Annotated in this window: 22 protein-coding genes; 14 read left to right on the top strand and 8 right to left on the bottom strand. The window is 61.0% G+C overall.

Translation table 11 applies throughout. The features are described from left to right. Positions 1–344 precede the first annotated feature (344 nt). Both ACM530_RS16610 and ACM530_RS16605 read left to right on the top strand, forming a co-directional pair. Positions 345–482, top strand: coding sequence for a hypothetical protein (locus tag ACM530_RS16610; protein WP_003237751.1), 138 nt, complete (start codon positions 345–347; stop codon positions 480–482). A 73-nt stretch (positions 483–555) separates the two neighbouring features. Then, the gene (locus ACM530_RS16605) at positions 556–1515 is read left to right on the top strand and encodes a leucyl aminopeptidase (protein ID WP_145159546.1); all 960 of its coding nucleotides are present in this window, start codon (positions 556–558) and stop codon (positions 1513–1515) included. A gap of 193 nt (positions 1516–1708) precedes the next feature. On the opposite strand, the gene rluB is transcribed toward ACM530_RS16605, so the two are convergent. The 6 genes from rluB to ACM530_RS16575 form a co-directional block, all read right to left on the bottom strand. Next, positions 1709–2953, bottom strand: a complete 1245-nt coding sequence (gene rluB / locus ACM530_RS16600; protein WP_262210398.1) for a 23S rRNA pseudouridine(2605) synthase RluB — start codon at positions 2951–2953, stop codon at positions 1709–1711. Between the two features lie 144 nt (positions 2954–3097). Beyond that, positions 3098–3289: a DUF1289 domain-containing protein gene (locus ACM530_RS16595; protein ID WP_145159550.1), complete on the bottom strand. Its 192-nt coding sequence runs from the start codon at positions 3287–3289 to the stop codon at positions 3098–3100. Between the two features lie 135 nt (positions 3290–3424). Further along, positions 3425–4390 carry an SMC-Scp complex subunit ScpB gene (gene scpB / locus ACM530_RS16590; RefSeq protein WP_145159553.1) on the bottom strand — a complete coding sequence of 322 codons (966 nt, stop codon included), beginning with the start codon at positions 4388–4390 and terminating at the stop codon, positions 3425–3427. 12 nt (positions 4391–4402) lie between these two features. Then, a complete protein-coding gene (locus ACM530_RS16585; protein WP_242196412.1) occupies positions 4403–5101 on the bottom strand; it encodes a segregation and condensation protein A in 699 nt (232 codons plus the stop codon). Between the two features lie 120 nt (positions 5102–5221). Further along, the gene (locus tag ACM530_RS16580; RefSeq protein ID WP_106578417.1) at positions 5222–5851 is read right to left on the bottom strand and encodes an L-threonylcarbamoyladenylate synthase; all 630 of its coding nucleotides are present in this window, start codon (positions 5849–5851) and stop codon (positions 5222–5224) included. 13 nt (positions 5852–5864) lie between these two features. Then, on the bottom strand, positions 5865–6728 hold the full coding sequence (locus tag ACM530_RS16575; protein ID WP_416362696.1) for a PHP domain-containing protein: 864 nt from the start codon (positions 6726–6728) through the stop codon (positions 5865–5867). An 87-nt stretch (positions 6729–6815) separates the two neighbouring features. Between ACM530_RS16575 and ACM530_RS16570 the strand changes: the two genes are divergently transcribed. The 7 genes from ACM530_RS16570 (at position 6816) to ACM530_RS16540 (ending at position 13241) form a co-directional block, all read left to right on the top strand. Further along, a complete protein-coding gene (locus ACM530_RS16570) occupies positions 6816–7412 on the top strand; it encodes a septation protein A (RefSeq protein WP_106578415.1) in 597 nt (198 codons plus the stop codon). A gap of 1 nt (position 7413) precedes the next feature. After that, complete coding sequence (locus ACM530_RS16565; RefSeq protein ID WP_262210396.1) at positions 7414–7713, top strand: YciI family protein; 300 nt, start codon at positions 7414–7416, stop codon at positions 7711–7713. A 120-nt stretch (positions 7714–7833) separates the two neighbouring features. Continuing rightward, the gene (locus tag ACM530_RS16560; protein WP_416362695.1) at positions 7834–8241 is read left to right on the top strand and encodes a translation initiation factor 2; all 408 of its coding nucleotides are present in this window, start codon (positions 7834–7836) and stop codon (positions 8239–8241) included. Between the two features lie 7 nt (positions 8242–8248). Continuing rightward, complete coding sequence (locus ACM530_RS16555) at positions 8249–8926, top strand: response regulator transcription factor (RefSeq protein ID WP_145159562.1); 678 nt, start codon at positions 8249–8251, stop codon at positions 8924–8926. A 1049-nt stretch (positions 8927–9975) separates the two neighbouring features. Then, the gene (locus ACM530_RS16550) at positions 9976–10440 is read left to right on the top strand and encodes an LTXXQ domain protein (protein WP_145165314.1); all 465 of its coding nucleotides are present in this window, start codon (positions 9976–9978) and stop codon (positions 10438–10440) included. A 67-nt stretch (positions 10441–10507) separates the two neighbouring features. Then, positions 10508–11851, top strand: a complete 1344-nt coding sequence (locus ACM530_RS16545) for a sensor histidine kinase (RefSeq protein ID WP_145165316.1) — start codon at positions 10508–10510, stop codon at positions 11849–11851. A gap of 40 nt (positions 11852–11891) precedes the next feature. Further along, the gene (locus ACM530_RS16540; RefSeq protein ID WP_416362694.1) at positions 11892–13241 is read left to right on the top strand and encodes a CoA transferase; all 1350 of its coding nucleotides are present in this window, start codon (positions 11892–11894) and stop codon (positions 13239–13241) included. Positions 13242–13356: 115 nt separating this feature from the next. Here the strand turns inward: ACM530_RS16540 and ACM530_RS16535 are convergent, their stop codons facing one another. Both ACM530_RS16535 and arcD (ACM530_RS16530) read right to left on the bottom strand, forming a co-directional pair. Continuing rightward, complete coding sequence (locus ACM530_RS16535) at positions 13357–14220, bottom strand: DNA-3-methyladenine glycosylase family protein (RefSeq protein ID WP_416362693.1); 864 nt, start codon at positions 14218–14220, stop codon at positions 13357–13359. Continuing rightward, on the bottom strand, positions 14217–15644 hold the full coding sequence (arcD, locus tag ACM530_RS16530) for an arginine-ornithine antiporter (protein ID WP_369302081.1): 1428 nt from the start codon (positions 15642–15644) through the stop codon (positions 14217–14219). The genes ACM530_RS16535 and arcD (ACM530_RS16530) overlap by 4 nt, the downstream gene beginning before the upstream one ends. Positions 15645–16089: 445 nt before the next feature. Between arcD (ACM530_RS16530) and arcD (ACM530_RS16525) the strand changes: the two genes are divergently transcribed. The 5 genes from arcD (ACM530_RS16525) to ACM530_RS16505 all read left to right on the top strand — a co-directional run bounded on the left by arcD (ACM530_RS16525) (position 16090) and on the right by ACM530_RS16505 (position 21350). Beyond that, positions 16090–17517 carry an arginine-ornithine antiporter gene (arcD, locus tag ACM530_RS16525; protein ID WP_242199993.1) on the top strand — a complete coding sequence of 476 codons (1428 nt, stop codon included), beginning with the start codon at positions 16090–16092 and terminating at the stop codon, positions 17515–17517. A 24-nt stretch (positions 17518–17541) separates the two neighbouring features. Continuing rightward, a complete protein-coding gene (gene arcA / locus ACM530_RS16520) occupies positions 17542–18798 on the top strand; it encodes an arginine deiminase (RefSeq protein WP_145165326.1) in 1257 nt (418 codons plus the stop codon). 69 nt (positions 18799–18867) lie between these two features. After that, a complete protein-coding gene (locus ACM530_RS16515; protein WP_027605559.1) occupies positions 18868–19878 on the top strand; it encodes an ornithine carbamoyltransferase in 1011 nt (336 codons plus the stop codon). Between the two features lie 161 nt (positions 19879–20039). Beyond that, positions 20040–20969 carry a carbamate kinase gene (gene arcC, locus ACM530_RS16510; protein WP_416362692.1) on the top strand — a complete coding sequence of 310 codons (930 nt, stop codon included), beginning with the start codon at positions 20040–20042 and terminating at the stop codon, positions 20967–20969. Between the two features lie 18 nt (positions 20970–20987). After that, positions 20988–21350, top strand: a complete 363-nt coding sequence (locus ACM530_RS16505) for a DUF5064 family protein (protein ID WP_145165330.1) — start codon at positions 20988–20990, stop codon at positions 21348–21350. The last annotated feature ends 77 nt before the right edge of the window (positions 21351–21427 follow it).

Below are 21427 nucleotides of genomic sequence, written 5' to 3'. Positions count from 1 at the left end.
GCCTGTGACAATCTGTCAGGCATTCCTTACAGCGCCGGGTCGCTCAATGACGGCGCGCCTTTAGCGTAAATTAATCGTTACAGCCCGGAAAATAAGCGTTACAGGCGCGCTTGATCCGTCAGAAAACGGAAAAATGTCAGTATGAAAAATCCTACAAATTAGCTTCGCCAGTCCGTTGTTTTTGCTAAATAAAAAACCACCGCGAAAAAACAGAAGAAAAAATCCAAATGAGACCGTGTCAATAAATATTTTGCATTCTGAAACACACTCTCCTAGGTTCTTTCACTTGCCAGCGAAGCCCGTTGGCAAGCCGTTCTCAAACAACGTCCTCTAGGAGATACACCATGCAAGCACTGGAAAAAGACCTGGAAACCGAACTGCAACTCGACGATTGGTTTGAAGCGCCGACCCATGAGGCCGCCGTTGAAATGATGCAAGCTGATGCCGTTGTGCCTTTTGGCACCGCGATGTGGCCTTTCTAACACCCGGCAGGCAACCGGCAGGTGTTGTGCACGGCACCTGCCCCCTTACCCCAGGCACAGAAGGACATACGTCATGGACAAGGCCCGCGCCGTCGAACATTTTCTCTACTACCTTGCGCATCACCCGGCCCTCAACGGCTTGAGCCGCCCAACCGTGCTGCTGGGCCACACCGAGCGCTATGACGCCATTGCCCAGGCGATCACCCACGGCAGCGCCGCCCGCTTCAATTTCCAGTTGCAGCGCCTGGACCTGGCCGCCAGCGACACCCTGGCCCAGGCCATCGAAACCTCTGACCTGTACCTGTTTCTCTACGATTCCTCGACCCTGCCCAACCCACGCGCCGAAGGCCCGGACTTTATCCGCGCCCTGCAGGGGGTGATGGCCGAGCACTGGAAGAAATCCCTGCTGTTCAAGGATTACGGCGACTATTTCTACGACACCTTCAGCGTCGAGCCGCAACGCATCGCCGACCTCAATGCCACGCTGATCCGGCGCATGTCCCAGGCCAACGTGCTGAGCTTTACCGACAAACACGGCTCGCGCCTGGAAGCGCCGATGAGCAGCATCAAGAAGTGGACCAATATCAATGGCGTCGGCAACCATGACCTGGCGCCGGGCGAGATCGCCACGCACAGCGAAGCCATCAACGGCCAGGTGCGGTTTGTCGGCACCTTCCTAAGCACCATCCCGTTTGCGCGCAAATACGGCGTACTGCAATCACCGCTGGAGCTGTGGATCGAGAACTCGACAATTTGCAGCGTGGCCAGTGATGTGCCGGGCCTGGCGGACGATTTCAACAAGTACTTGAATGCCAACCCGTCCAACCGTCGCGTGGAAGAGCTGGGGATTGGCACCAATGAAGGGGTCAAGGATTTGTACGCGCGCAATGCCGGGTTCGAGGAGCGCCATTGCGGCTTGCACCTGGGCTTGGGCGGTGGGCAGAAAGGCAGTCATCACCTGGATTTGATCTTTGCCAGCGGCGTGTTGGCGCTGGATGACAAGCCGGTGTTTGATGGAAGGTTTGCGTTCTGAGCACAAAATTCAGAAACACTGGAGATCCAAATGTGGGAGCGGGCTTGCTCGCGAATGCGCAGTGTCAGTCACCAGATGTACTAACTGATCCACCGCTTTCGCGAGCAAGCCCGCTCCCACATTTTTGACCGTATTTCATGTCCCAAAAAAAACGCCAACCCGAGGGTTGGCGTTTTTTTGTGCAGCACTTACATCACTGCGGCTTCTTGCGACCAAAACCAGGACGCTGGCCGGAACCGGCCGGGGCGCCACGGCGCTTGCCCGACGGCTCGTCCGCGACCAGTTTCGGCCCAGGACGCTTGTTCGCTGCCGGCTTGGCTGGACGCTTGGTGCTGGCGCTGTCGGCTGGGCGGTCGGCTGCCGGAGCACCACGGCCTTCACCACGATTGCCGCGGCCGCCGCTTGGTGCTTCGCCGCCACGCGCAGGACGCGGGGTGCGAGGGGCACGCTCGCCTTCCTGGCGGGACGGAGCGGTTGGGCGACGCTCGCCTTCGATGTGCGGCTCACGCGAGATGCGACCGCCGGTGGCCGGTGCATTCAGCGCCGGGCGCAGGGTGCGGGCAACACGTTCGGTACGGGCCACAGGACGCGACGATTTACGCTGCATACGCTCAAGCTTGTCTTTGCTCTTGGCGTTCATCTGCGGCATGGCAACCGGCGTCAGGCCGACCTCAGCACTGAGGATATCGACTTCGTACTGGCTCATTTCGCGCCAGCGGCCCATCGGCAGGTCGGAGTTCAAGAACACCGGGCCGAAACGCACGCGTTTCAGGCGGCTGACCACCAGGCCCTGGGATTCCCACAGGCGACGCACTTCACGGTTACGGCCTTCCATCACCACGCAGTGGTACCAATGGTTAAAACCTTCGCCGCCTGGCGCCTGCTTGATGTCGGTGAACTTGGCCGGGCCGTCCTCAAGGACGACACCCGCTTTCAAGCGCTCGATCATCTCGTCATCGACTTCACCGCGTACACGCACGGCGTATTCACGGTCCATCTCGTAGGACGGGTGCATCAGGCGGTTGGCCAGCTCGCCGTCGGTGGTGAACATCAGCAAACCGGTGGTGTTGATGTCCAGACGGCCGATGTTGATCCAGCGGCCTTCTTTCGGCTTGGGCATCTTGTCGAACACGGTCGGACGGCCTTCCGGGTCGTCACGGGTGCAGATCTCGCCGTCGGGCTTGTTGTACATGATGACGCGGCGCACCGATTCGGCGGCCTCTTCACGCTTGATGACCTTGCCATCAATGGTGATCGCATCGTGCAGGTCGACGCGCTGGCCAAGGGTGGCTTCAACGCCGTTGACCTTGATGCGCTTCTGGGTGATCCAGGCTTCGACGTCGCGGCGCGAGCCCACGCCGATACGCGCCAGCACCTTTTGCAGTTTTTCGCCTGCTGGGCCGATTTCCTGGCTGTCGTTCTGGTCTTGGTCGTTCATCTTAAGCACCTCCCGGTGGGTCGATTCAGGCGTGGCCTGAAGAGTGTTGAAAGCGGGGCTTTGGGCGAATACGTCGCCAAAGGGTCGCGAATCATACGCGCATGGCGCGCATTGCGCATCACAGACTAGTCGATTAAGCCGCAGTCATTTGCTTTTCCGCCGACCGGTGGCGCCCAGGGCCAACAGGCGCAGCTCGGCTTCGGCCAGCACTGTGCGTTTGTCGACCTTGTCGAGTTTCTTCCAGGCGCGGATTTCGCGCTTGCTGCGGCCACAGCCGACGCAGATATCGTCGCTGAATTTGCAGATGCTGATGCACGGGTCTTTGCTGGAGCTCATGTTTTCTCCCAGGCAACCCAGACAATGCAGATCCAATGTGGGGAGGGAGCTTGCCCCCGATGCAGTGTGTCAGCCTACATTTTTGTCACTGGGGCGTTGCTATCGGGGGCAAGCCCCCTCCCACATCGAATTGCGTCAGTCTTCGAGTTGGCGGCGTTCGTTTTCGATGGCTTCGGCCAGGGCCCGGGCTTCGTCTTCCTCGTCGCTCAACGGCGGTTGTTCGAGGGCAGCGACGGCAGCCAGGAGTTTCTCGCGGGCTTCAGCCACGCCAAGGATGTCTTCCTCGGGCTCCGGTTCTGGCTCGGCTTCCGGTTCCGGTTCCGGCTCAACTTCTTCGACCTCGGGCACGGTTTCACCGTTCACCTGGGTTTGCGGTTCACTCGCACCGTCACGCAGCAAGTCGTCGAAGTCGGTCTTGATTCCCTGCTCCATGTCGTCCAATTCGAGCAACAAGGTATGGAAACTGGTCTCGTCCTTCGGCTCCTCCGGCTCGGCCGTGGCGTCGGCGAGTTCCTGCAGGCTGGCGGGAACCGGTGCGTCGTCGAAATCCAATACCGGCTCGGCCTCCATCTCGCGCAATTCGGCGAGCGGCGGCAGGTCATCCAGGTTTTTCAGGTTGAAATGGTCGAGGAACACCTTGGTGGTGGCAAACATCGCCGGTTTGCCGGGCACGTCGCGGTAGCCGACGATGCGGATCCACTCGCGCTCCAGCAGCGTCTTGACGATGTGGCTGTTGACCGCCACACCGCGCACGTCCTCGATTTCGCCCCGGGTGATCGGCTGGCGATAGGCGATCAGCGCCATGGTCTCAAGCATCGCCCGCGAATAACGCTGCGGGCGCTCTTCCCACAGACGGCCGACCCACGGGGAAAACTTCTCACGGATCTGCAGGCGATAACCCGACGCCACTTCGCGCAGCTCAAAGGCGCGGCCATCGCAGGACTTGCGCAGGATCTCCAATGCCTTCTTGAACACCGGTGGCTCAGGGCGCTCGGCCTCTTCAAAGAGTTCGAACAGGCGCTCAAGGGATTGCGGTTTACCCGAGGCCAGGAGAAAGGCTTCCAGCAGTGGCGCCAGTTCGCGGGGTTCAGTCAAATTCATCGATTCAGCTCGTTATTCGGCTCGCGCCCGCACGTGGATAGCCGCAAAAGGCTCATTCTGGACCAGCTCGACCAAGGACTCCTTGACCAGCTCAAGGATTGCCATAAAGGTCACCACCACCCCCAGGCGCCCTTCTTCTTTGGTGAACAACTCGACAAAGGGTACAAACCCGCCGCCCTTGAGGCGTTCGAGCACATCGCTCATGCGCTCGCGGGTCGACAGTGCCTCGCGACTGACCTGGTGGCTTTCAAACATGTCGCCCCGGCGCAGCACTTCGGCCATGGACATCAGCAATTCTTCCAGGCTCACATCCGGCAACAGCTTGCGCGCCCGGGCTTCCGGGGCGTCGAGCTTGGGCACCACCACATCGCGGCCCACACGGCTCAGGTTGTCGATGCCTTCGGCGGCGGCCTTGAAACGTTCGTACTCTTGCAGGCGGCGGATCAGCTCGGCGCGCGGGTCATCCTCTTCGGCTTCGATGGTCTCCGAGCGCGGCAACAGCATGCGCGATTTGATCTCGGCGAGCATCGCGGCCATCACCAGGTACTCGGCGGCCAGCTCCAGGCGCACGGTCTGCATCAGCTCGACATACCCCATGTACTGGCGGGTGATTTCCGCCACCGGGATGTCGAGGATATTGATGTTCTGCTTGCGGATCAGGTACAGCAGCAAGTCCAGCGGGCCTTCGAAGGCTTCAAGGAACACTTCCAGGGCGTCCGGCGGGATGTACAGGTCCAGCGGCATTTCCAGGACCGCCTGGCCATAGACCATGGCAAAGGGCAGTTCCTGCTGGGCGCCGGCCTGGCTATCGACGGTTTCGACGACCGACATTCAGGCCTCGACCATGAACGGCGTCGGATCGCCGCAACCCACACGCACCACTTCCGGCTCGCCGTCGGCCAGGTTGATCACGGTGGAGGCCTTGTTGCCGCCGTAGCCGCCGTCGATGATCAAGTCGACGTGTTTTTCCAGCAGGCGGCGCATTTCGTAAGGGTCGTACAGCGGCTCTTCTTCACCGGGCAGGATCAACGACACGCTCATCAGCGGCTCGCCCAGCTCAGCCAGCAACGCCAGGGCAATCGGGTGCTCCGGCACACGCAGGCCAATGGTGCGCTTTTTCGGGTGCAGCAACAGGCGCGGCACTTCGCGGGTGGCGTTGAGGATAAAGGTGTAGGGCCCAGGCGTATGGGCCTTAAGAAGGCGGAAGGTGCCCGTGTCGACCTTCGCAAACAGCCCAAGCTGGGACAGGTCGCTGCAAATCAGTGCGAAGTTGTGGTTCTTGTCCAGGTCACGCAGGCGTCTGACCCGTTCAACCGCGTTCTTGTCGCCGATCTGGCAACCAATGGCGTAGGACGAGTCGGTTGGGTAGATCACCACGCCGCCGGCGCGGATGATCTCCACGGCCTGTTTAATCAGGCGCGCTTGAGGGTTTTCCGGATGAATCTGGAAGAATTGACTCACGTGTTCTACCTGTTCAGACGGTGGCAATAATGGGGTCATGCTTGAATCGCCCCCACAACAGCGGCAGATCTTCCGGTACTTGGCGATACTCGCCAATCTCGGACCAGCCGCCTGGGCCATGAAAGTCACTGCCGGCGCTGACCAGCAGACCAAATTCGCGAGCAAGTATCGCCAGGCTGCCCACCTGATCGGCGGGTTGGTGCCCGTTAACCACTTCGATAGCGTGGCCGCCCGCTCCAATATAGTCGGCAATCAGCTTGCGGCGCTTGCTGCGGGTGAAATCGTAATGCCACGGATGCGCCAGGCTGACCCAAGCCCCAGCGGCCCGCAGCGTGCCGACGGTGTCTTCCAGGGTCGGCCAGTGTTGTTTGACGTCACCCAACTTGCCGGCGCCCAGCCATTTGCGAAACGCCTCGGCGCGATCCTTTACAAAACCTTCACGCACCATCCAGTCGGCAAAGTGCGGACGGGCCGGTGCGTTGCCGCTGTCGCCCAGCTCCTGCTGGATGGCGCGGGCGCCTTCCAGAGCATTGGGCATGCCTTTAAGGCTGAGCTTGCGGCTTATTTCTTCGGACCGCAGCCAGCGGCCATCGTGCAATTGGGCAATGGCCTCGACCAACGGCGCGGCGTTCTGATCAAAACCGTAACCGAGCACATGAATGGTGGCGCCGCCCCAGGTGCAGGACAATTCCACGCCATTGACCAGCTGCATGCCCAGCGCATGCGCGGTCGTACGGGCTTCGTCGAGGCCTTCGAGGGTGTCGTGGTCGGTCAAAGACAGGACTCGCACGCCTTTTTCAAACGCACGCGCAACCAGTACCGCGGGCGCCAGGGCGCCGTCGGAGGCCGTGCTGTGGCAGTGCAAATCAACATTCACGGGGGTGTGTAACCTCAAGTCAGCTGGCGCTATCGCAACCAAGGATGTTTGTTATTATGCCGCCACATCCAGCTTCTGGCTCTTACTGTGAAACAATTCATCGACTTCATCCCGCTGTTGCTGTTTTTCATCGTTACCAAACTCGACCCCAGGGTCATTGATATCGCCGGTCACGAGCTGACATTCGGGGGCATCTACAGCGCCACCGCCGTGCTGATCATCAGCTCGATCGTGGTCTACGGCGCCATCTTCATTTCCCAGCGCAAGCTGGAAAAAAGCCAATGGCTGACCCTCATCGCCTGCCTGGTATTCGGTGGCCTGACCCTGGCCTTTCACAGCGAAACCTTCCTTAAATGGAAAGCCCCCGTGGTGAACTGGCTGTTCGCCCTGGTCTTTATCGGCAGCCACTTCATCGGTGATCGCCTGCTGATCAAGCGCATCATGGGCCATGCACTGACCCTGCCGGACCCGGTGTGGACACGCTTGAACGTGGCCTGGATCGTGTTTTTCCTGTTCTGCGGCGCCGCCAACCTGTTCGTGGCATTTACCTTCCAGGCCTACTGGGTCGACTTCAAGGTCTTCGGCAGCCTGGGCATGACCGTATTGTTCCTGATCGGCCAGGGTATCTACCTGTCGCGCCACCTGCATGACACCGCCCCTACCACGCCGAAAACCGAGGACTGACATGCTCTACGCCATCATTGCTACCGACGTTGCCAACTCGCTGGAAAAACGCCTGTCCGTGCGCCCGGCCCACGTCGAACGCCTGAAAAAGCTGCAAGCCGAAGGCCGCATCGTGCTGGCCGGCCCACACCCGGCAGTGGACAGCAACGACCCGGGCGACGCCGGTTTCACCGGCAGCCTGATCGTCGCCGAGTTCGCCTCGTTGGCCGACGCCCAAGCCTGGGCCAAGGCCGACCCGTATGTAGCAGCAGGCGTCTACGCCGATGTGGTGATCAAGCCGTTCAAGCAAGTCCTGCCTTGAACCCGCTTTGTTTAATAAAGCCGGGCCGAACCTAATCGGTTCGGCGCGCTCCTAATGGCTCATTATTCTCGGTAACCTGCCGACAACGTTCTGAATATTCGTGTGGAATCAGGAGTTCCGATGCGCTTACCTCAGTTGTGTCTGTTGGCAGTGTTAACGATCGGGGCTACGGCCCACGCTGAAGAAACCTCGAGCACCGGCAGTTCCACGCCCCTGTCCGTGAGTGCCGCCAGCCAGATCACCGAGTTGCAGCAACGTTTGAAAGAAAGCGAACGGCTGCGTGAAGAACTGAGCAAGCAACTGCAAAGCGCAGACACTGCCCGCGAAAGTGCCCAACTGAATCGCTTGCGCCAAGAGAACCAACGCCTGGCCCAGCAACTCAAAGAATCACAAGGCGGCGCCTTGACCCGCTGGCTGACCGAGCAACAACAGTGGTTTGTCACCGGTGGGGCCGTCGCACTGATCGCCCTGCTGTGCGGGATTTTCGCCAGCGGTGGGCACCGTCGCCGTCGACAATGGCTAAATTGAGTGAGTCATGAGCGAGCTGTTACTGATAGATGATGACCAGGAGCTCTGTGAGCTGCTGACCAGTTGGCTGAGCCAGGAAGGTTTCCAGGTGCGTGCCTGCCACGACGGCTTGAGCGCGCGTAAAGCCTTGGCCGACAGCGCCCCTGCGGCGGTGGTGCTCGATGTGATGCTGCCCGACGGCAGCGGCCTGGAGCTGCTCAAGCAATTGCGCAACGACCATCCGGAATTGCCGGTGCTGATGCTTTCGGCACGGGGCGAGCCGCTGGATCGCATCCTCGGCCTGGAGCTGGGCGCCGACGATTACCTGGCCAAGCCCTGCGACCCGCGCGAACTGACTGCCCGCTTGCGCGCCGTATTGCGCCGTAGTCATCCGGCGGCGGTATCTACTCAGCTGGAACTGGGCGACCTGTGCTTCAGCCCGGTGCGTGGGGTGGTGACCATCGATGAGCAGGAGTTTGCTCTCACCGTGTCTGAGAGTCGCCTGCTTGAAGCCTTGCTGCGCCAGCCGGGTGAGCCGCTGGATAAACAGGAACTGGCGCAGATCGCGCTGGGGCGTAAGTTGACCCTCTACGATCGCAGCCTGGATATGCACGTGAGCAACTTGCGTAAAAAGATCGGCCCACACCCGGATGGCCGACCGCGGATCATGGCGTTGCGTAGTCGCGGGTATTATTACAGCCTTTGAGTGGTATGGGGGTTGGGCTTTTGGGGTGGGTGTATATCCGTTATTTGGGTGATGGCCGCTTTGGGTTCCGCCCTTACGGCGGGTCACTTTTGAAAAGAGCCCAAAAGTAACCAAAAGGCTCTTGCCCCACCACTCGGCACCTCGCTCACGCTTCGATGTACCCTCACGCAGGCTTTGGAGCGTGGGCCGCCGCGATGGGCCATCCATGGCCCAACACGGCTAAACCGGCGTCCTGCCGGTTTACCCACGCTCCAAAACCTGCGTGAGGCCAGCGTGGTTTAACGGGGCGCCTAAGATCAAAATCAAAAGCAGATCAAGATCAAAAGCAAAGCACGGCGGCCTAGTAGCCGACCTGAGTGGTTAGATCAAAAGCAGAAGCCGAGGCGGCCTGACAGCCGACCTGATCCTTGAAGCTGAACTCAATCAAATGTGGGAGCGGGCTTGCTCGCGAAGGCGGTGTGCCAGTGACACATGAGCTAACTGACACACCGCATTCGCGGGCAAGCCCGCTCCCACATTTGGATATCTGTGCATCAGACAGATGTGGTGTTGCTGTGCTTTTGATCCGCTTTTGCTTCTACCACTCAGGTCGGCTTTCAGGCCGCCGTGCTCTTGATCTTGCTTTTGATCTGACAGGCCCCGTCAACCACGCTGGCCGAACGCAGGCTTGAATCCGTGGGTAACCCGGCAGGACGCCGGGTTAGCCGCGTTGGGCCATGGATGGCCCGTCGCGGCGGCCCACGGATTCAAGCCGGAGTGAGGGAATGCCGAGCCCAGGCGAGGCACCGAGTGGTGGGGCAAAGACCTTTTGGTTACTTTTGGGGCGTTTGCCAAAAGTGACCCGCTGTAAGAGCGGAACCGCCAGCCGCCGTTACCGCAGCAACGGATATGTACCCAACCCCCACCCCACCCCAACCCCGCCCCAAGTTTTGTCAGCCCCCACCAAACCCCTCTTTACCCAAGCTTTACCCACACCTGACCGCCGCTGACCTTGATCTGAGTAACCTACTCACATCCGGACTCACCGGAATAGAGACAGGAGAATCACCATGCGCAAGACCCTTATCGCTTTGATGTTCGCCGCTGCCCTGCCAACCGTTGCCATGGCCGCCGCGCCAGAAGGCCCAGGCCCGATGGGCGGCCCTGAAGGCCACATGATGGGTGGCCCGGGCCCCGGTGGTGAACACGGTCCGCGTGGCAAAGGCGGCCCGTTCAGCCAACTCGACCTGAGCCGCGAACAGCGCGAGCAAATCGGCAAGCTGATGGGCGAACAATGGCACGGCCGCAAAGAGATCGTGCGCAAGTACCTGGACAAACTGCCAGCCGCTGACCAGCAAGCCATGAAAAACGAAATGGCGGCCGCCAAGCAGAAAACCCAGGCCGACATCCGCGCCGTGCTCAAGCCCGATCAACAGAAGAAATTCGACGAGATCGTCAAGAAACAAGCCGAGCGCCGCGCCGAGTGGAAGGAATTCCAGGCCTGGAAAGCCCAGCAGCCGAAAAAAGCGCAATAATGCTCTAGCTTTACCACCCCAGCCCAGTGGCTCGCGCCGCTGGGCTTTTCCTGCTTGAGGGTTTCCTGTGCGTTCATTGTTCTGGCGCATCCTGGCCAGTTTCTGGCTGGCCATCGCCTTGGTTGCCGGGCTGTCGATCCTGCTTGGGCACATGCTCAACCAGGACGCCTGGATTCTCAGCCGCCACCCCGGCCTCAACAACCTGCCGCAGGAGTGGACGCAACTCTACGAAGCCCAGGGCGAGGACGCCGCTCAGGATTTGCTGCAACAACGCAAACGCCAGTACCACATCGACGTGCAAGTGCTCAATGAGAGCGGCGAGCCGGTGGTGCGCGGTACGTTCCCCCGGCGCGCCGCCGCCTTCGAGGCCCGGCAAAATGACAACCAGGACGGCCACCTGCCGTGGCGCCGCCTGACCGCCGAGTACACCAGTGAAAAAACCGGCGACACCTACCTGCTGATCTACCGCATTCCGCACCCGGAACTGGACGAATGGCACCGAAACAGCCTGACGTGGCCGTTGAGCGCGCTGGCGATTGCGCTGGTGGTGCTGACCCTGTTCAGCCTGCTGGTGACGCTGTCCATCACCCGCCCGCTCAGCCGCCTGCGCGGCGCGGTGCATGACCTCGGCCAGGCCACCTATCAGCAAAACAGCCTGGCGAAATTGGCCAACCGCCGCGATGAGTTCGGCGTGCTGGCCACTGATTTCAACCGCATGGGCGCGCGTTTACAAAGCTTGATCGGCAGCCAGCGCCAGTTACTGCGCGACGTGTCCCACGAGTTGCGCTCGCCGCTCGCCCGGCTGCGCATTGCCTTGGCCTTGGCCGAACGCGCCAGCCCCGAAGAACGCGAACGACTCTGGCCACGCCTGACCCGCGAGTGTGATCGTCTGGAAGCCCTGATCAGCGAAATCCTGGTCTTGGCCCGCGTCGATGCCGACAACGCGAGCGCCGAAGAAGTCGACCTCAACCCGCTGCTCAAGAGCCTGCAAAAGGACGCCCAGCTCGGCGCGCCCGACCAGGTGGTGCAACTGAACGCCGAGCCCGATCTGACGCTCAAGGGCTGGCCGACCATGATCGAGCGCGCCGTGGATAACCTGCTGCGCAACGCCCAGCGCTTCAACCCACAGGGACAACCGATCGAGTTGCACGCCCGGCGCCACGGCGAGCGCATTCTGATCAGCGTGCGTGACCACGGCCCCGGCGTCGAAGCCGAACACCTCAGCCAATTGGGCGAACCGTTTTACCGCGCGCCCGGCCAGGCTGCCCAAGGCCACGGCCTGGGTCTGGCGATTGCCCGGCGCGCGGCGGAACGCCATGGCGGCAGCCTGATCCTGGCCAATCACCCCGACGGAGGTTTCATCGCCAGCATCGACCTGCCGCTGGAACCGGGAGTTGTCACACCGGTGTGAGGATCTTCTATAGTGGCCCTTCTCTAATGGAGGGCCTTTGATGACTGACCTGCTGACTCCCATCCAAGCCGCACTCGATCTGCCGCAAACCCCGCTGACCTTCACGGAGGCTGGCGCCCTGCCCTCGACCTTCGCCGTCACCGAACTGGCCAGCGCCAGCCTTGGCGCAGCCGGTCAGGCCGTGGCTCACCTTATCCACCAACAGACCGGGCGTTTGCCCAGTGTCAGTGTGGACCGTCGCCTCGCCTCCTTCTGGTTTTCGTCCTCGATTCGCCCCGTGGGCTGGGAAACGCCGCCGCTGTGGGACCCGGTCGCCGGCGACTATGCCTGCGCCGATGGCTGGATTCGCCTGCACACCAACGCCCCGCATCATCGCACCGCCGCCGAGCAGGTCTTGGGCAAGGTCAATGACCGCGCCGAAATGGCCGCAAAAGTTGCGACGTGGAACGCTGCCGAGCTGGAACAGGCGATCGTCGATGTCGGCGGCTGTGCAGCGCAGATGCGTACGTGGCAGGCCTGGCAAACCCATCCTCAAGGGTTGGCGGTGAATGCCGAGAAGTTGGTGCAGCGCCAGACCTTCGACACCCCCACCGACAAACCCTGGCTCGGCTCGGTGGCGCGCCCACTGACGGGCATCAAGGTACTGGACCTGACACGTGTATTGGCCGGCCCCGTGGCCAGTCGCTTCTTCGCCGGGCTCGGCGCCGACGTGCTGCGCATCGACTCGCCGAGCTGGAACGAACCCGGCGTGGTGCCGGAAATGACCCTGGGTAAACGCTGCGCACGCCTCGACTTGAAGAGCCCCGAAGGCCGACAGGTGTTTGAAGACCTGCTCAAGGACGCCGACATTCTGTTTCACGGTTACCGCGCCGATGCCCTTGAACAACTGGGTTACACCGCCGCAGAACTGCAGACCCTCGCCCCCGGCCTGATCGACGTAAGCCTCAATGCCTACGGCTGGAGCGGCCCGTGGCGCAATCGCCGCGGCTTCGACAGCCTGGTGCAGATGAGCAGCGGGATTGCCGACGCGGGCATGGCCTGGAAGCAGTCGGATAAGCCGGTGCCACTGCCATTGCAGGCGCTGGATCATGCCACCGGGTATTTGATGGCAGCCAGCGCGATCCAGGCGCTAAGCGAACGCTTGAAATCCGGGCGTGGCGGCTCGGCGCGGTTGTCATTGGCGCGCACCGCGAAGTTGCTGGTGGAAGCCGGACAGGTGCCGGAGCAGCCGGCGTTACGGGCTGAAGAGCCGAGTGACCAGGGGTTGGTGGTGGAACAGACGGCATGGGGTCAGGCCCATCGGTTGCTGGCACCGGTCACCCTCAGCGGCACGCCGTTGCAGTGGGATTTGCCGGCGGGGGAATTGGGCTCGCATCGGGCTCAGTGGTGACCTGAAGACCGCCTTCGCGGGCAAGCCCGCTCCCACACTTTACCGAGTACATCCTTTGGAATGCGGTCAAAATGTGGGAGCGGGCTTGCCCGCGAAGGGGCCCTAATAGACGCCATCAATCCGCCCGTTGCAGCGACGCCCACAAATGCTGCGCCGCATACGCCCTCCACGGCCGCCACGCCTCAGCCCGCACCCATAACTGGCGCGCCGAAACCGGCCCGCCTTCCAATGCCGCCAACGCGTTGATCAACCCAATATCCCCCGACGCAAACGCATCCGGCTCACGCAACTGACGCATGGCGATGTACTGCGCGGTCCAGTCACCAATCCCCGACAAGGCCACCAGCCGGGCCACGCCGTCGTTGAGACTGGCTTTGGGCTCAAACAACTGCGGGTCATCCAGCAACGCCTGAGCCACACCGGACAACGTGCGGCCCCGCGCCTTGGGCATGCCCAACGTCGCCAGATCCGCCTGCGCCAACACCTCCGGCGTCGGGAACAGGTGGGTGATACCCGCGTGTGGGGTTGCCAGTGGCTGGCCATACTGCGCCACCAGTTTGCCCGCCAGGCGAATGGCTGCCACCACCGTGATCTGCTGGCCCAATACCGCGCGAATCGCCAGTTCCAGACCGTCCCACGCGCCCGGCACGCGAAGGCCCGGACGCGCCGCCACCAGCTGCGCCATCAACGGGTCGGCGGCCAATTGCGCATTGATCAACCCGGGCTGGGCGTCCAGGTCGAACATGGCTCTCAAGCGCCGCGCAATCTCAGCAAGCGCCGCCGCGTCAGAAACCTCCACGCCGACTTCCAACCAATCGCCCGCGCCCGGCGCAACGCTGATCCAGCCGTGGCACCCGTCAACACTGATGCTGCGCCGATACACACCCGCCTCGACACTTTCCAGCCCAGTGATCGCACGCAGGGACAAAAAGCCCAGCATCGCCGCCCAGTCATAGGGCGGCTGATACGCCAGTCTCACAACGACAATACCCCGCCATACAAGCCATACGCCGCCAACCCTGCGCCGGCGACAACGCAGCTGAAAATGCCTTTTTCCACAGAGGTGAACAACCGCTGGCCCTGCTCGCGCTTGGCCAGGGCGAACAGAATCACACCGGGCGCATACAGCAGCGCCGACAACAGCAGGTATTTCAAGCCGCCGGCATAAAGCAGCCACACGGCATACGCCAGGGCAATCAGGCCCACCAGCAAATCTTTCATGCGCTGGCGGCGGGCGCCTTCGTAGGTTTCGCCACGTGCACTCAACAGCACCGCATAGGCCGCCGACCACAGGTACGGCACCAGAATCATCGACGAGGCCAGGTAGATCAGTGTGGTGTAGGTGCTGTGGGAAAACAGCGTGATCACCAGAAAGATCTGGATCATCACATTGGTCAGCCACAGTGCGTTAACCGGCACCTGGTTGGCGTTTTCCTTTTTCAGGAAGGCCGGCATGGTCTTGTCATGGGCAGTGGCATAAAGAATTTCCGCGCACAGCAACGCCCAGGACAGCAAGGCGCCAAGCAAGGACACGGCCAGGCCAATGCTGATCGCCATCGCGCCCCAAGGGCCGACGATATGTTCCAGCACGCCCGCCAGGGACGGGTTTTGCAACTGCGCCAATTCCGGCTGGCTCATGATTCCCAAGGACAACACATTCACCAGCACCAGCAGTGCCAAGACCCCAAGAAAGCCGATCACCGTGGCCCGGCCGACGTCCGAGCGTTTCTCGGCCCGCGCCGAATACACGCTGGCGCCTTCGATGCCGATGAACACAAACACGGTGACCAGCATCATGTTGCGCACTTGATCAACTACGCTGCCGACTTGCGGGTTGCCCAGGCCCCAGATGTCACGGGTGAAGATATCCGCCTTGAACGCCACACCGGCGATCACGATAAACATCAGCAGCGGCACGATCTTCGCCACGGTGGTGATCTGGTTGATGAAGGCCGCCTCCTTAATCCCGCGCATCACCAGAACATGCACGGCCCACAACAACAGCGAGGCGCAGGCGATGGCGACCGGCGTATTGCCCTGGCCGAACACCGGGAAAAAGTAGCCGAGGGTGCTGAACAGCAACACGAAGTAACCGACATTGCCCATCCACGCGCTGATCCAGTAACCCCAGGCCGACGAGAACCCCATGTAGTCGCCAAAACCGGCCTTGGCGTAGGCATACACCCCGGAATCCAGTTCGGGCTTGCGGTTGGCCAGGGTCTGGAACACGAAGGCCAACGTCAGCATGCCCACGGCGGTGATCGCCCAGCCAATCAATATGGCGCCCACTTCAGCGCGCGCCGCCATGTTCTGCGGCAAGGAGAAAATCCCCCCGCCAATCATTGAGCCCACCACCAGCGCGATCAGCGCACTGAGTTTGAGTTTTTGGGCCGGTTGCGACATGAACACTCCTGAATAACTAACAATTGAGCTGACGACCGTGCACTCAACTAATTAATTCAGCGAGTGTAGCGTTTATTAAAGACAGCGATAAAACCGTCAAGCTCATAACGTAATGGCATGACAGTTTATATAGTTTAGGTTTATTTAGAATTTAAATAGGCAGGCACTTTGCCAGCCCTCGGTTATTTGGCAGCCCGTCCCGAAAAAGTTTGCACATTCAGCAAAAGGGGCTAGCTTCAAAAGTCCGCCTGAACGCACTAAATAATTAACCACAACGCAGAGCCGCTCTGGGACGCGACTTTGCGAGGAACACTATCGCCCGGGAATCTTAACCCTAAGTCATTAATTCACAATGGAATGTGCCAATGAAGTGATCTGAGTCAGCTGTTTGATTAGCGCACGGAATTATTCTGTGGTCTCTCTTCTCCTGCATTGGAGTCATGCAATGTCTGAATCTCCCGGAAAACTTCGACTAGGCGCGCTGGTTGCGCTGGTCGTGGGCTCAATGATTGGCGGCGGGATCTTCTCACTGCCGCAAAACATGGCCGCCAGCGCCGATGTAGGTGCGGTGTTGATCGGTTGGGTAATTACCGCCATCGGCATGCTGACCCTCGCCTTCGTGTTCCAGACCCTGGCCAACCGCAAGCCCGACCTCGACGGCGGCGTGTACGCCTACGCCAAGGCCGGTTTCGGCGATTACATGGGTTTCTCGTCGGCCTGGGGTTACTGGATCAGCGCGTGGCTGGGCAACGTCGGTTACTTCGTGTTGCTGTTCAGCACCCTCGGGTACTTCTTTCCGATCTTTGGCGAAGGCAACACCCCGGCCGCGGTGATTGGCGCGTCGGTGTTGCTGTGGGCCGTGCACTTTCTGGTGCTGCGCGGGATCAAGGAAGCGGCGTTTATCAACCTGGTGACCACCGTCGCCAAGGTCGTGCCGCTGGTGCTGTTTGTGCTGATCGCGCTGTTCGCGTTCAAGCTGGACATCTTCACCGCTGACATCTGGGGCGTGAAAAACCCGGACCTGGGCAGTGTGATGAACCAGGTGCGCAACATGATGCTGGTCACCGTGTGGGTGTTCATCGGCATCGAAGGCGCGAGCATCTTCTCGTCGCGGGCGGAAAAACGCTCCGACGTCGGCAAGGCCACGGTGATCGGTTTTATCACCGTGCTGCTGTTCCTGATGCTGGTGAACGTGCTGTCTTTGGGGATCATGACCCAGCCGGAGCTGGCCAAGCTGCAGAACCCGTCGATGGCCGCCGTGCTTGAGCATGTGGTCGGCCACTGGGGCGCGGTGCTGATCAGCGTCGGCTTGATCATTTCGCTGCTAGGCGCCCTGCTGTCGTGGGTGCTGCTGTGTGCGGAGATCATGTTCGCCGCCGCCAAAGACCACACCATGCCGGCGTTTCTGCGCCGCGAGAACGCCAACCATGTGCCGGCCAATGCCCTGTGGCTGACCAACGCGATGGTGCAGATTTTCCTGGTGATCACGCTGTTCTCGGCCAGCACTTACCTCTCGCTGATCTACCTCGCCACCTCGATGATCCTGGTGCCTTACCTGTGGTCAGCGGCCTACGCGCTGCTGCTGGCGGTGCGCGGCGAGACCTACGAAAACGCCCTGCGCGAACGCAAGAAAGACCTGTTCATCGGTGCCATCGCGCTGATCTACGCGGTCTGGCTGCTCTACGCCGGCGGCGTCAAATACCTGCTGCTTTCCGCCCTGCTCTATGCCCCTGGCGTGATCCTGTTCGCCAAGGCCAAGCATGAACTGGGCAAACCGATTTTCACCAACGTCGAGAAGCTGATTTTCGCCGCAGTCGTCGTGGGCGCCCTGGTGGCTGCCTACGGCCTCTACGACGGCTTCCTGACTCTGTAAGTGTTTTCTACTGGAGGATCTGTAATGACCACGGAAAAAGTGAAGTACGGCGTACATTCCGAAGCCGGCAAACTGCGTAAAGTCATGGTGTGCTCCCCAGGTTTGGCCCACCAGCGGCTGACCCCCAACAACTGCGATGAACTGCTGTTCGATGACGTGCTGTGGGTGGCCCAGGCCAAGCGCGACCACTTCGACTTCGTCACCAAGATGCGCGAGCGGGATATCGATGTGCTGGAAATGCACAACCTGCTGACCGACATCGTTGCCATCCCCGAAGCGCTGGACTGGATTCTGGAACGCAAGATCACCCCAAACACAGTGGGCCTTGGCCTGGTCGATGAAGTCAGTTCCTGGCTGCGCAGCCTTGAGCCGCGCAAAATCAGCGAGTACCTGATCGGTGGCGTGTCGGCCGATGACCTGCCGAGCAGCTTCGGTGGCAAGACCATCGAGATGTTCCGCGATTTCCTTGGCCACGCAAGCTTCATTCTGCCGCCGCTGCCCAACACCCAGTTCACCCGCGACACCACCTGCTGGATCTACGGCGGCGTGACGCTGAACCCGATGTACTGGCCAGCGCGACGCCAGGAAACCCTGCTGACCTCGGCCATCTACAAATTCCATCCCGAGTTCACCAACGCCGACTTTCAGATCTGGTACGGCGACCCCGACCAGGAGCATGGAGCCGCCACGCTGGAAGGTGGCGACGTCATGCCGATTGGCAATGGCGTGGTGTTGATCGGCATGGGTGAACGCTCGTCCCACCAGGCCATCGGCCAACTGGCGCGCAACCTGTTCAAAAACAAAGCCGTGGAACGCGTGATCGTTGCCGGCCTGCCCAAATCCCGAGCGGCGATGCACCTGGACACGGTGTTCAGCTTCTGCGACCGCGACCTGGTCACCGTCTTCCCGGAAGTGGTCAACCAGATCATCCCTTTCACCCTGCGCCCGGATGAAAGCAAGCCACACGGCATCGATATCCAGCGGGAGAAAACCAACTTCCTCGAAACCGTCGCCGCAGCCCTCAACCTCAAGGCGCTGCGTGTGGTCGAGACCGGCGGCAACAGCTTCGCCGCCGAGCGCGAGCAGTGGGACGACGGCAACAACGTGGTGGCCGTGGAGCCCGGCGTGGTGATCGGCTACGACCGCAACACCTACACCAACACCCTGCTGCGCAAGGCCGGTGTTGAGGTCATCACCATCAGCGCCGGTGAACTCGGTCGCGGCCGTGGCGGCGGCCACTGCATGACCTGCCCGATCATCCGCGACCCAATCGACTACTAACTTTCAAACCTTGGCCGCCGCTCATGAGGCGCCGGCCAAGGGGATAACCTAAACAGAAGGAGATCCACCATGGCTTTTAATATGCGCAATCGCAGCCTGCTCTCGCTGATGCACCACACCACCCGCGAGCTGCACTACCTGCTGGACCTGTCCCGCGACCTCAAGCGCGCCAAATACACCGGCACCGAGCGCCCACACCTGCAGGGCAAAAATATCGCGCTGATCTTCGAAAAAACCTCGACCCGCACCCGTTGCGCGTTCGAAGTGGCGGCTCACGACCAAGGCGCCCACGTCACCTACATCGACCCGGTGTCGTCGCAGATCGGCCACAAAGAAAGCATGAAAGACACCGCCCGCGTCCTGGGCCGCATGTTCGACGCCATCGAGTACCGTGGCTTTGAACAGGAAATCGTCGAAGAGCTGGCCAAGTTCGCCGGTGTGCCGGTGTTCAACGGCCTGACCGCCGAATTCCACCCGACCCAAATGATCGCCGACACCCTGACCATGCGCGAACACAGCGACAAGCCGCTGCATGACATCAGCTACGCCTACCTCGGGGATGCGCGTTACAACATGGGCAATTCGTTGCTGATGATCGGCGCCAAGCTGGGCATGGACGTGCGCATCGGCGCGCCGAAAGCCCTGTGGCCACACGAGGATTTCATCAAGCAGTGCCAGGCGTTTGCCGAAGAAAGCGGCGCGCGTATCACCATCACTGAGGACCCGAAAGAGGCGGTCAAAGGCGTGGACTTCATCCACACCGATATCTGGGTGTCGATGGGCGAGCCGGTGGAAGCGTGGGACGAGCGTATCGAGCAACTGCTGCCGTACCAGGTCAACGCCAAAATGATGAAGGCCTCGGGCAACCCGCGCGTGAAGTTCATGCATTGCCTGCCGGCGTTCCATAACAGCGAAACCAAGGTGGGCAAGGACATCGCCGCGCGCTACCCGAACCTGGCCAATGGCGTGGAAGTGACCGAAGAGGTGTTCGAGTCGCCGGCCAACATCGCCTTTGAGCAAGCGGAAAACCGCATGCACACCATTAAGGCGATTCTGGTGTCGGCGCTGGCGGATATCTAAATCTTGAGTGGGGACTCGATCAATGTGGGAGCTGGCTTGCCTGCGATGCGGACACCTCGGTTTCTCAGGAACATCAGGGTGATGCCATCGCGGGCAAGCCCGGCTCCCACATGAATTGCGCTTCGCTCAAAGACCCTGCTGAATTCTAGAAGGATTGCATTATGCGCATCGTCGTAGCCCTGGGCGGCAACGCCCTGCTCCGCCGTGGTGAACCCATGACCGCGGACAACCAACGCGCCAACATCCGAATCGCCACCGAACAGATCGCCAAGATCCACCCCGGCAACGAATTGGTGATCGCCCACGGCAATGGCCCGCAAGTCGGCCTGCTGTCGTTGCAGGCGGCGGCCTACACCAGCGTGTCGCCCTACCCACTGGACGTGCTGGGCGCCGAAACAGAAGGCATGATCGGCTACATCATCGAACAGGAATTGGGCAACCTGCTGGACTTCGAAGTGCCGTTCGCCACCTTGCTGACCCAGGTGGAAGTGGACGCCAACGACCCGGCTTTCCAGAACCCGACCAAACCCATCGGCCCGGTGTACGCCAAAGCCGAAGCCGAGAAACTCGCCGCCGAAAAAGGCTGGGCCATCGCCCCGGACGGCGATAAATACCGCCGCGTGGTCGCCAGCCCGCGCCCCAAACGCATCTTTGAAATCCGCCCGATCAAGTGGCTGCTGGAAAAAAGCGCCATCGTGATCTGCGCCGGTGGCGGCGGCATCCCGACGATGTACGGCGAGGACGGCAAGCTGCGCGGCATTGAGGCGGTGATCGACAAAGACCTGTGTTCATCCCTGCTGGCCGCGCAACTGGACGCCGATTTGCTGGTGATCGCCACCGACGTCAACGCCGCCTTTATCGACTTCGGCAAGCCGACCCAGAAAGCCATTGGCCAGGCTCACCCCGACGACATGGAAAAACTCGGTTTCGCCGCCGGCTCCATGGGCCCCAAGGTACAAGCCGCCTGCGAGTTCGCCCGCCAGACTGGAAAAACCGCCGTCATCGGTTCACTCTCGGACATCGAAGCCATCGTCCAGGGCAGTGCCGGTACGCGCATCAGCACGGCAAAACCTGGCATCACCTATCTGTGAAGTAAAGGAGATACGCCTATGGCCACCTTTGAACCCGGTCACTTGCACGTCGAACGTCACGCGCTCAACAAGGATGACTACAGCTACAACCTGTGCATCGACTACGAGGTCAGCCAGGACCCAAAGGAAGGCAAGGGAATGCTCTTCAAGCTGCACGGTTCGGTGCAGGGCAAGGACCTCAAGGAGGAATTCTTTTTGCCCAAGGACCAGGCCTTTGATTTCGCCCGGCATGCGATGAACATCGCGCAGAAATATGGCATGCCGAAGATTGCGACGCTTAACGGCCAAATGCACAAGCAGTACGACTTGATGTTTGAGGATGTGCGGCATCAGTTGGATGTGAAGGCGGGCGATCCGATCAAGCCCGAGCACCTGGAATAACCCCGCTCCCACAGCCAAAACAGATCAAGTGTGGGAGCTGGCTTGCCTGCGATAGCGGTGGATCAGTCGCTGCACGT

Source organism: Pseudomonas sp. NFX183 (assembly GCF_047943075.1).
Classification (GTDB): Bacteria; Pseudomonadota; Gammaproteobacteria; order Pseudomonadales; family Pseudomonadaceae; genus Aquipseudomonas.
This window is presented reverse-complemented; position numbering and strand designations above follow the sequence as displayed.

Bases quoted from the DNA above. Each gene is read 5' to 3' on its own strand.
- ACM530_RS16610 (WP_003237751.1), top strand. From the start codon at position 345: ATGCAAGCACTGGAAAAAGACCTGGAAACCGAACTGCAACTCGACGAT.
- ACM530_RS16605 (WP_145159546.1), top strand. From the start codon at position 556: ATGGACAAGGCCCGCGCCGTCGAACATTTTCTCTACTACCTTGCGCAT.
- rluB (WP_262210398.1), bottom strand. From the start codon at position 2,953: ATGAACGACCAAGACCAGAACGACAGCCAGGAAATCGGCCCAGCAGGC.
- ACM530_RS16595 (WP_145159550.1), bottom strand. From the start codon at position 3,289: ATGAGCTCCAGCAAAGACCCGTGCATCAGCATCTGCAAATTCAGCGAC.
- scpB (WP_145159553.1), bottom strand. From the start codon at position 4,390: ATGAATTTGACTGAACCCCGCGAACTGGCGCCACTGCTGGAAGCCTTT.
- ACM530_RS16565 (WP_262210396.1), top strand. From the start codon at position 7,414: ATGCTCTACGCCATCATTGCTACCGACGTTGCCAACTCGCTGGAAAAA.
- ACM530_RS16560 (WP_416362695.1), top strand. From the start codon at position 7,834: ATGCGCTTACCTCAGTTGTGTCTGTTGGCAGTGTTAACGATCGGGGCT.
- ACM530_RS16555 (WP_145159562.1), top strand. From the start codon at position 8,249: ATGAGCGAGCTGTTACTGATAGATGATGACCAGGAGCTCTGTGAGCTG.
- ACM530_RS16550 (WP_145165314.1), top strand. From the start codon at position 9,976: ATGCGCAAGACCCTTATCGCTTTGATGTTCGCCGCTGCCCTGCCAACC.
- ACM530_RS16540 (WP_416362694.1), top strand. From the start codon at position 11,892: ATGACTGACCTGCTGACTCCCATCCAAGCCGCACTCGATCTGCCGCAA.
- arcD (WP_369302081.1), bottom strand. From the start codon at position 15,644: ATGTCGCAACCGGCCCAAAAACTCAAACTCAGTGCGCTGATCGCGCTG.
- arcD (WP_242199993.1), top strand. From the start codon at position 16,090: ATGTCTGAATCTCCCGGAAAACTTCGACTAGGCGCGCTGGTTGCGCTG.
- arcA (WP_145165326.1), top strand. From the start codon at position 17,542: ATGACCACGGAAAAAGTGAAGTACGGCGTACATTCCGAAGCCGGCAAA.
- ACM530_RS16515 (WP_027605559.1), top strand. From the start codon at position 18,868: ATGGCTTTTAATATGCGCAATCGCAGCCTGCTCTCGCTGATGCACCAC.
- arcC (WP_416362692.1), top strand. From the start codon at position 20,040: ATGCGCATCGTCGTAGCCCTGGGCGGCAACGCCCTGCTCCGCCGTGGT.
- ACM530_RS16505 (WP_145165330.1), top strand. From the start codon at position 20,988: ATGGCCACCTTTGAACCCGGTCACTTGCACGTCGAACGTCACGCGCTC.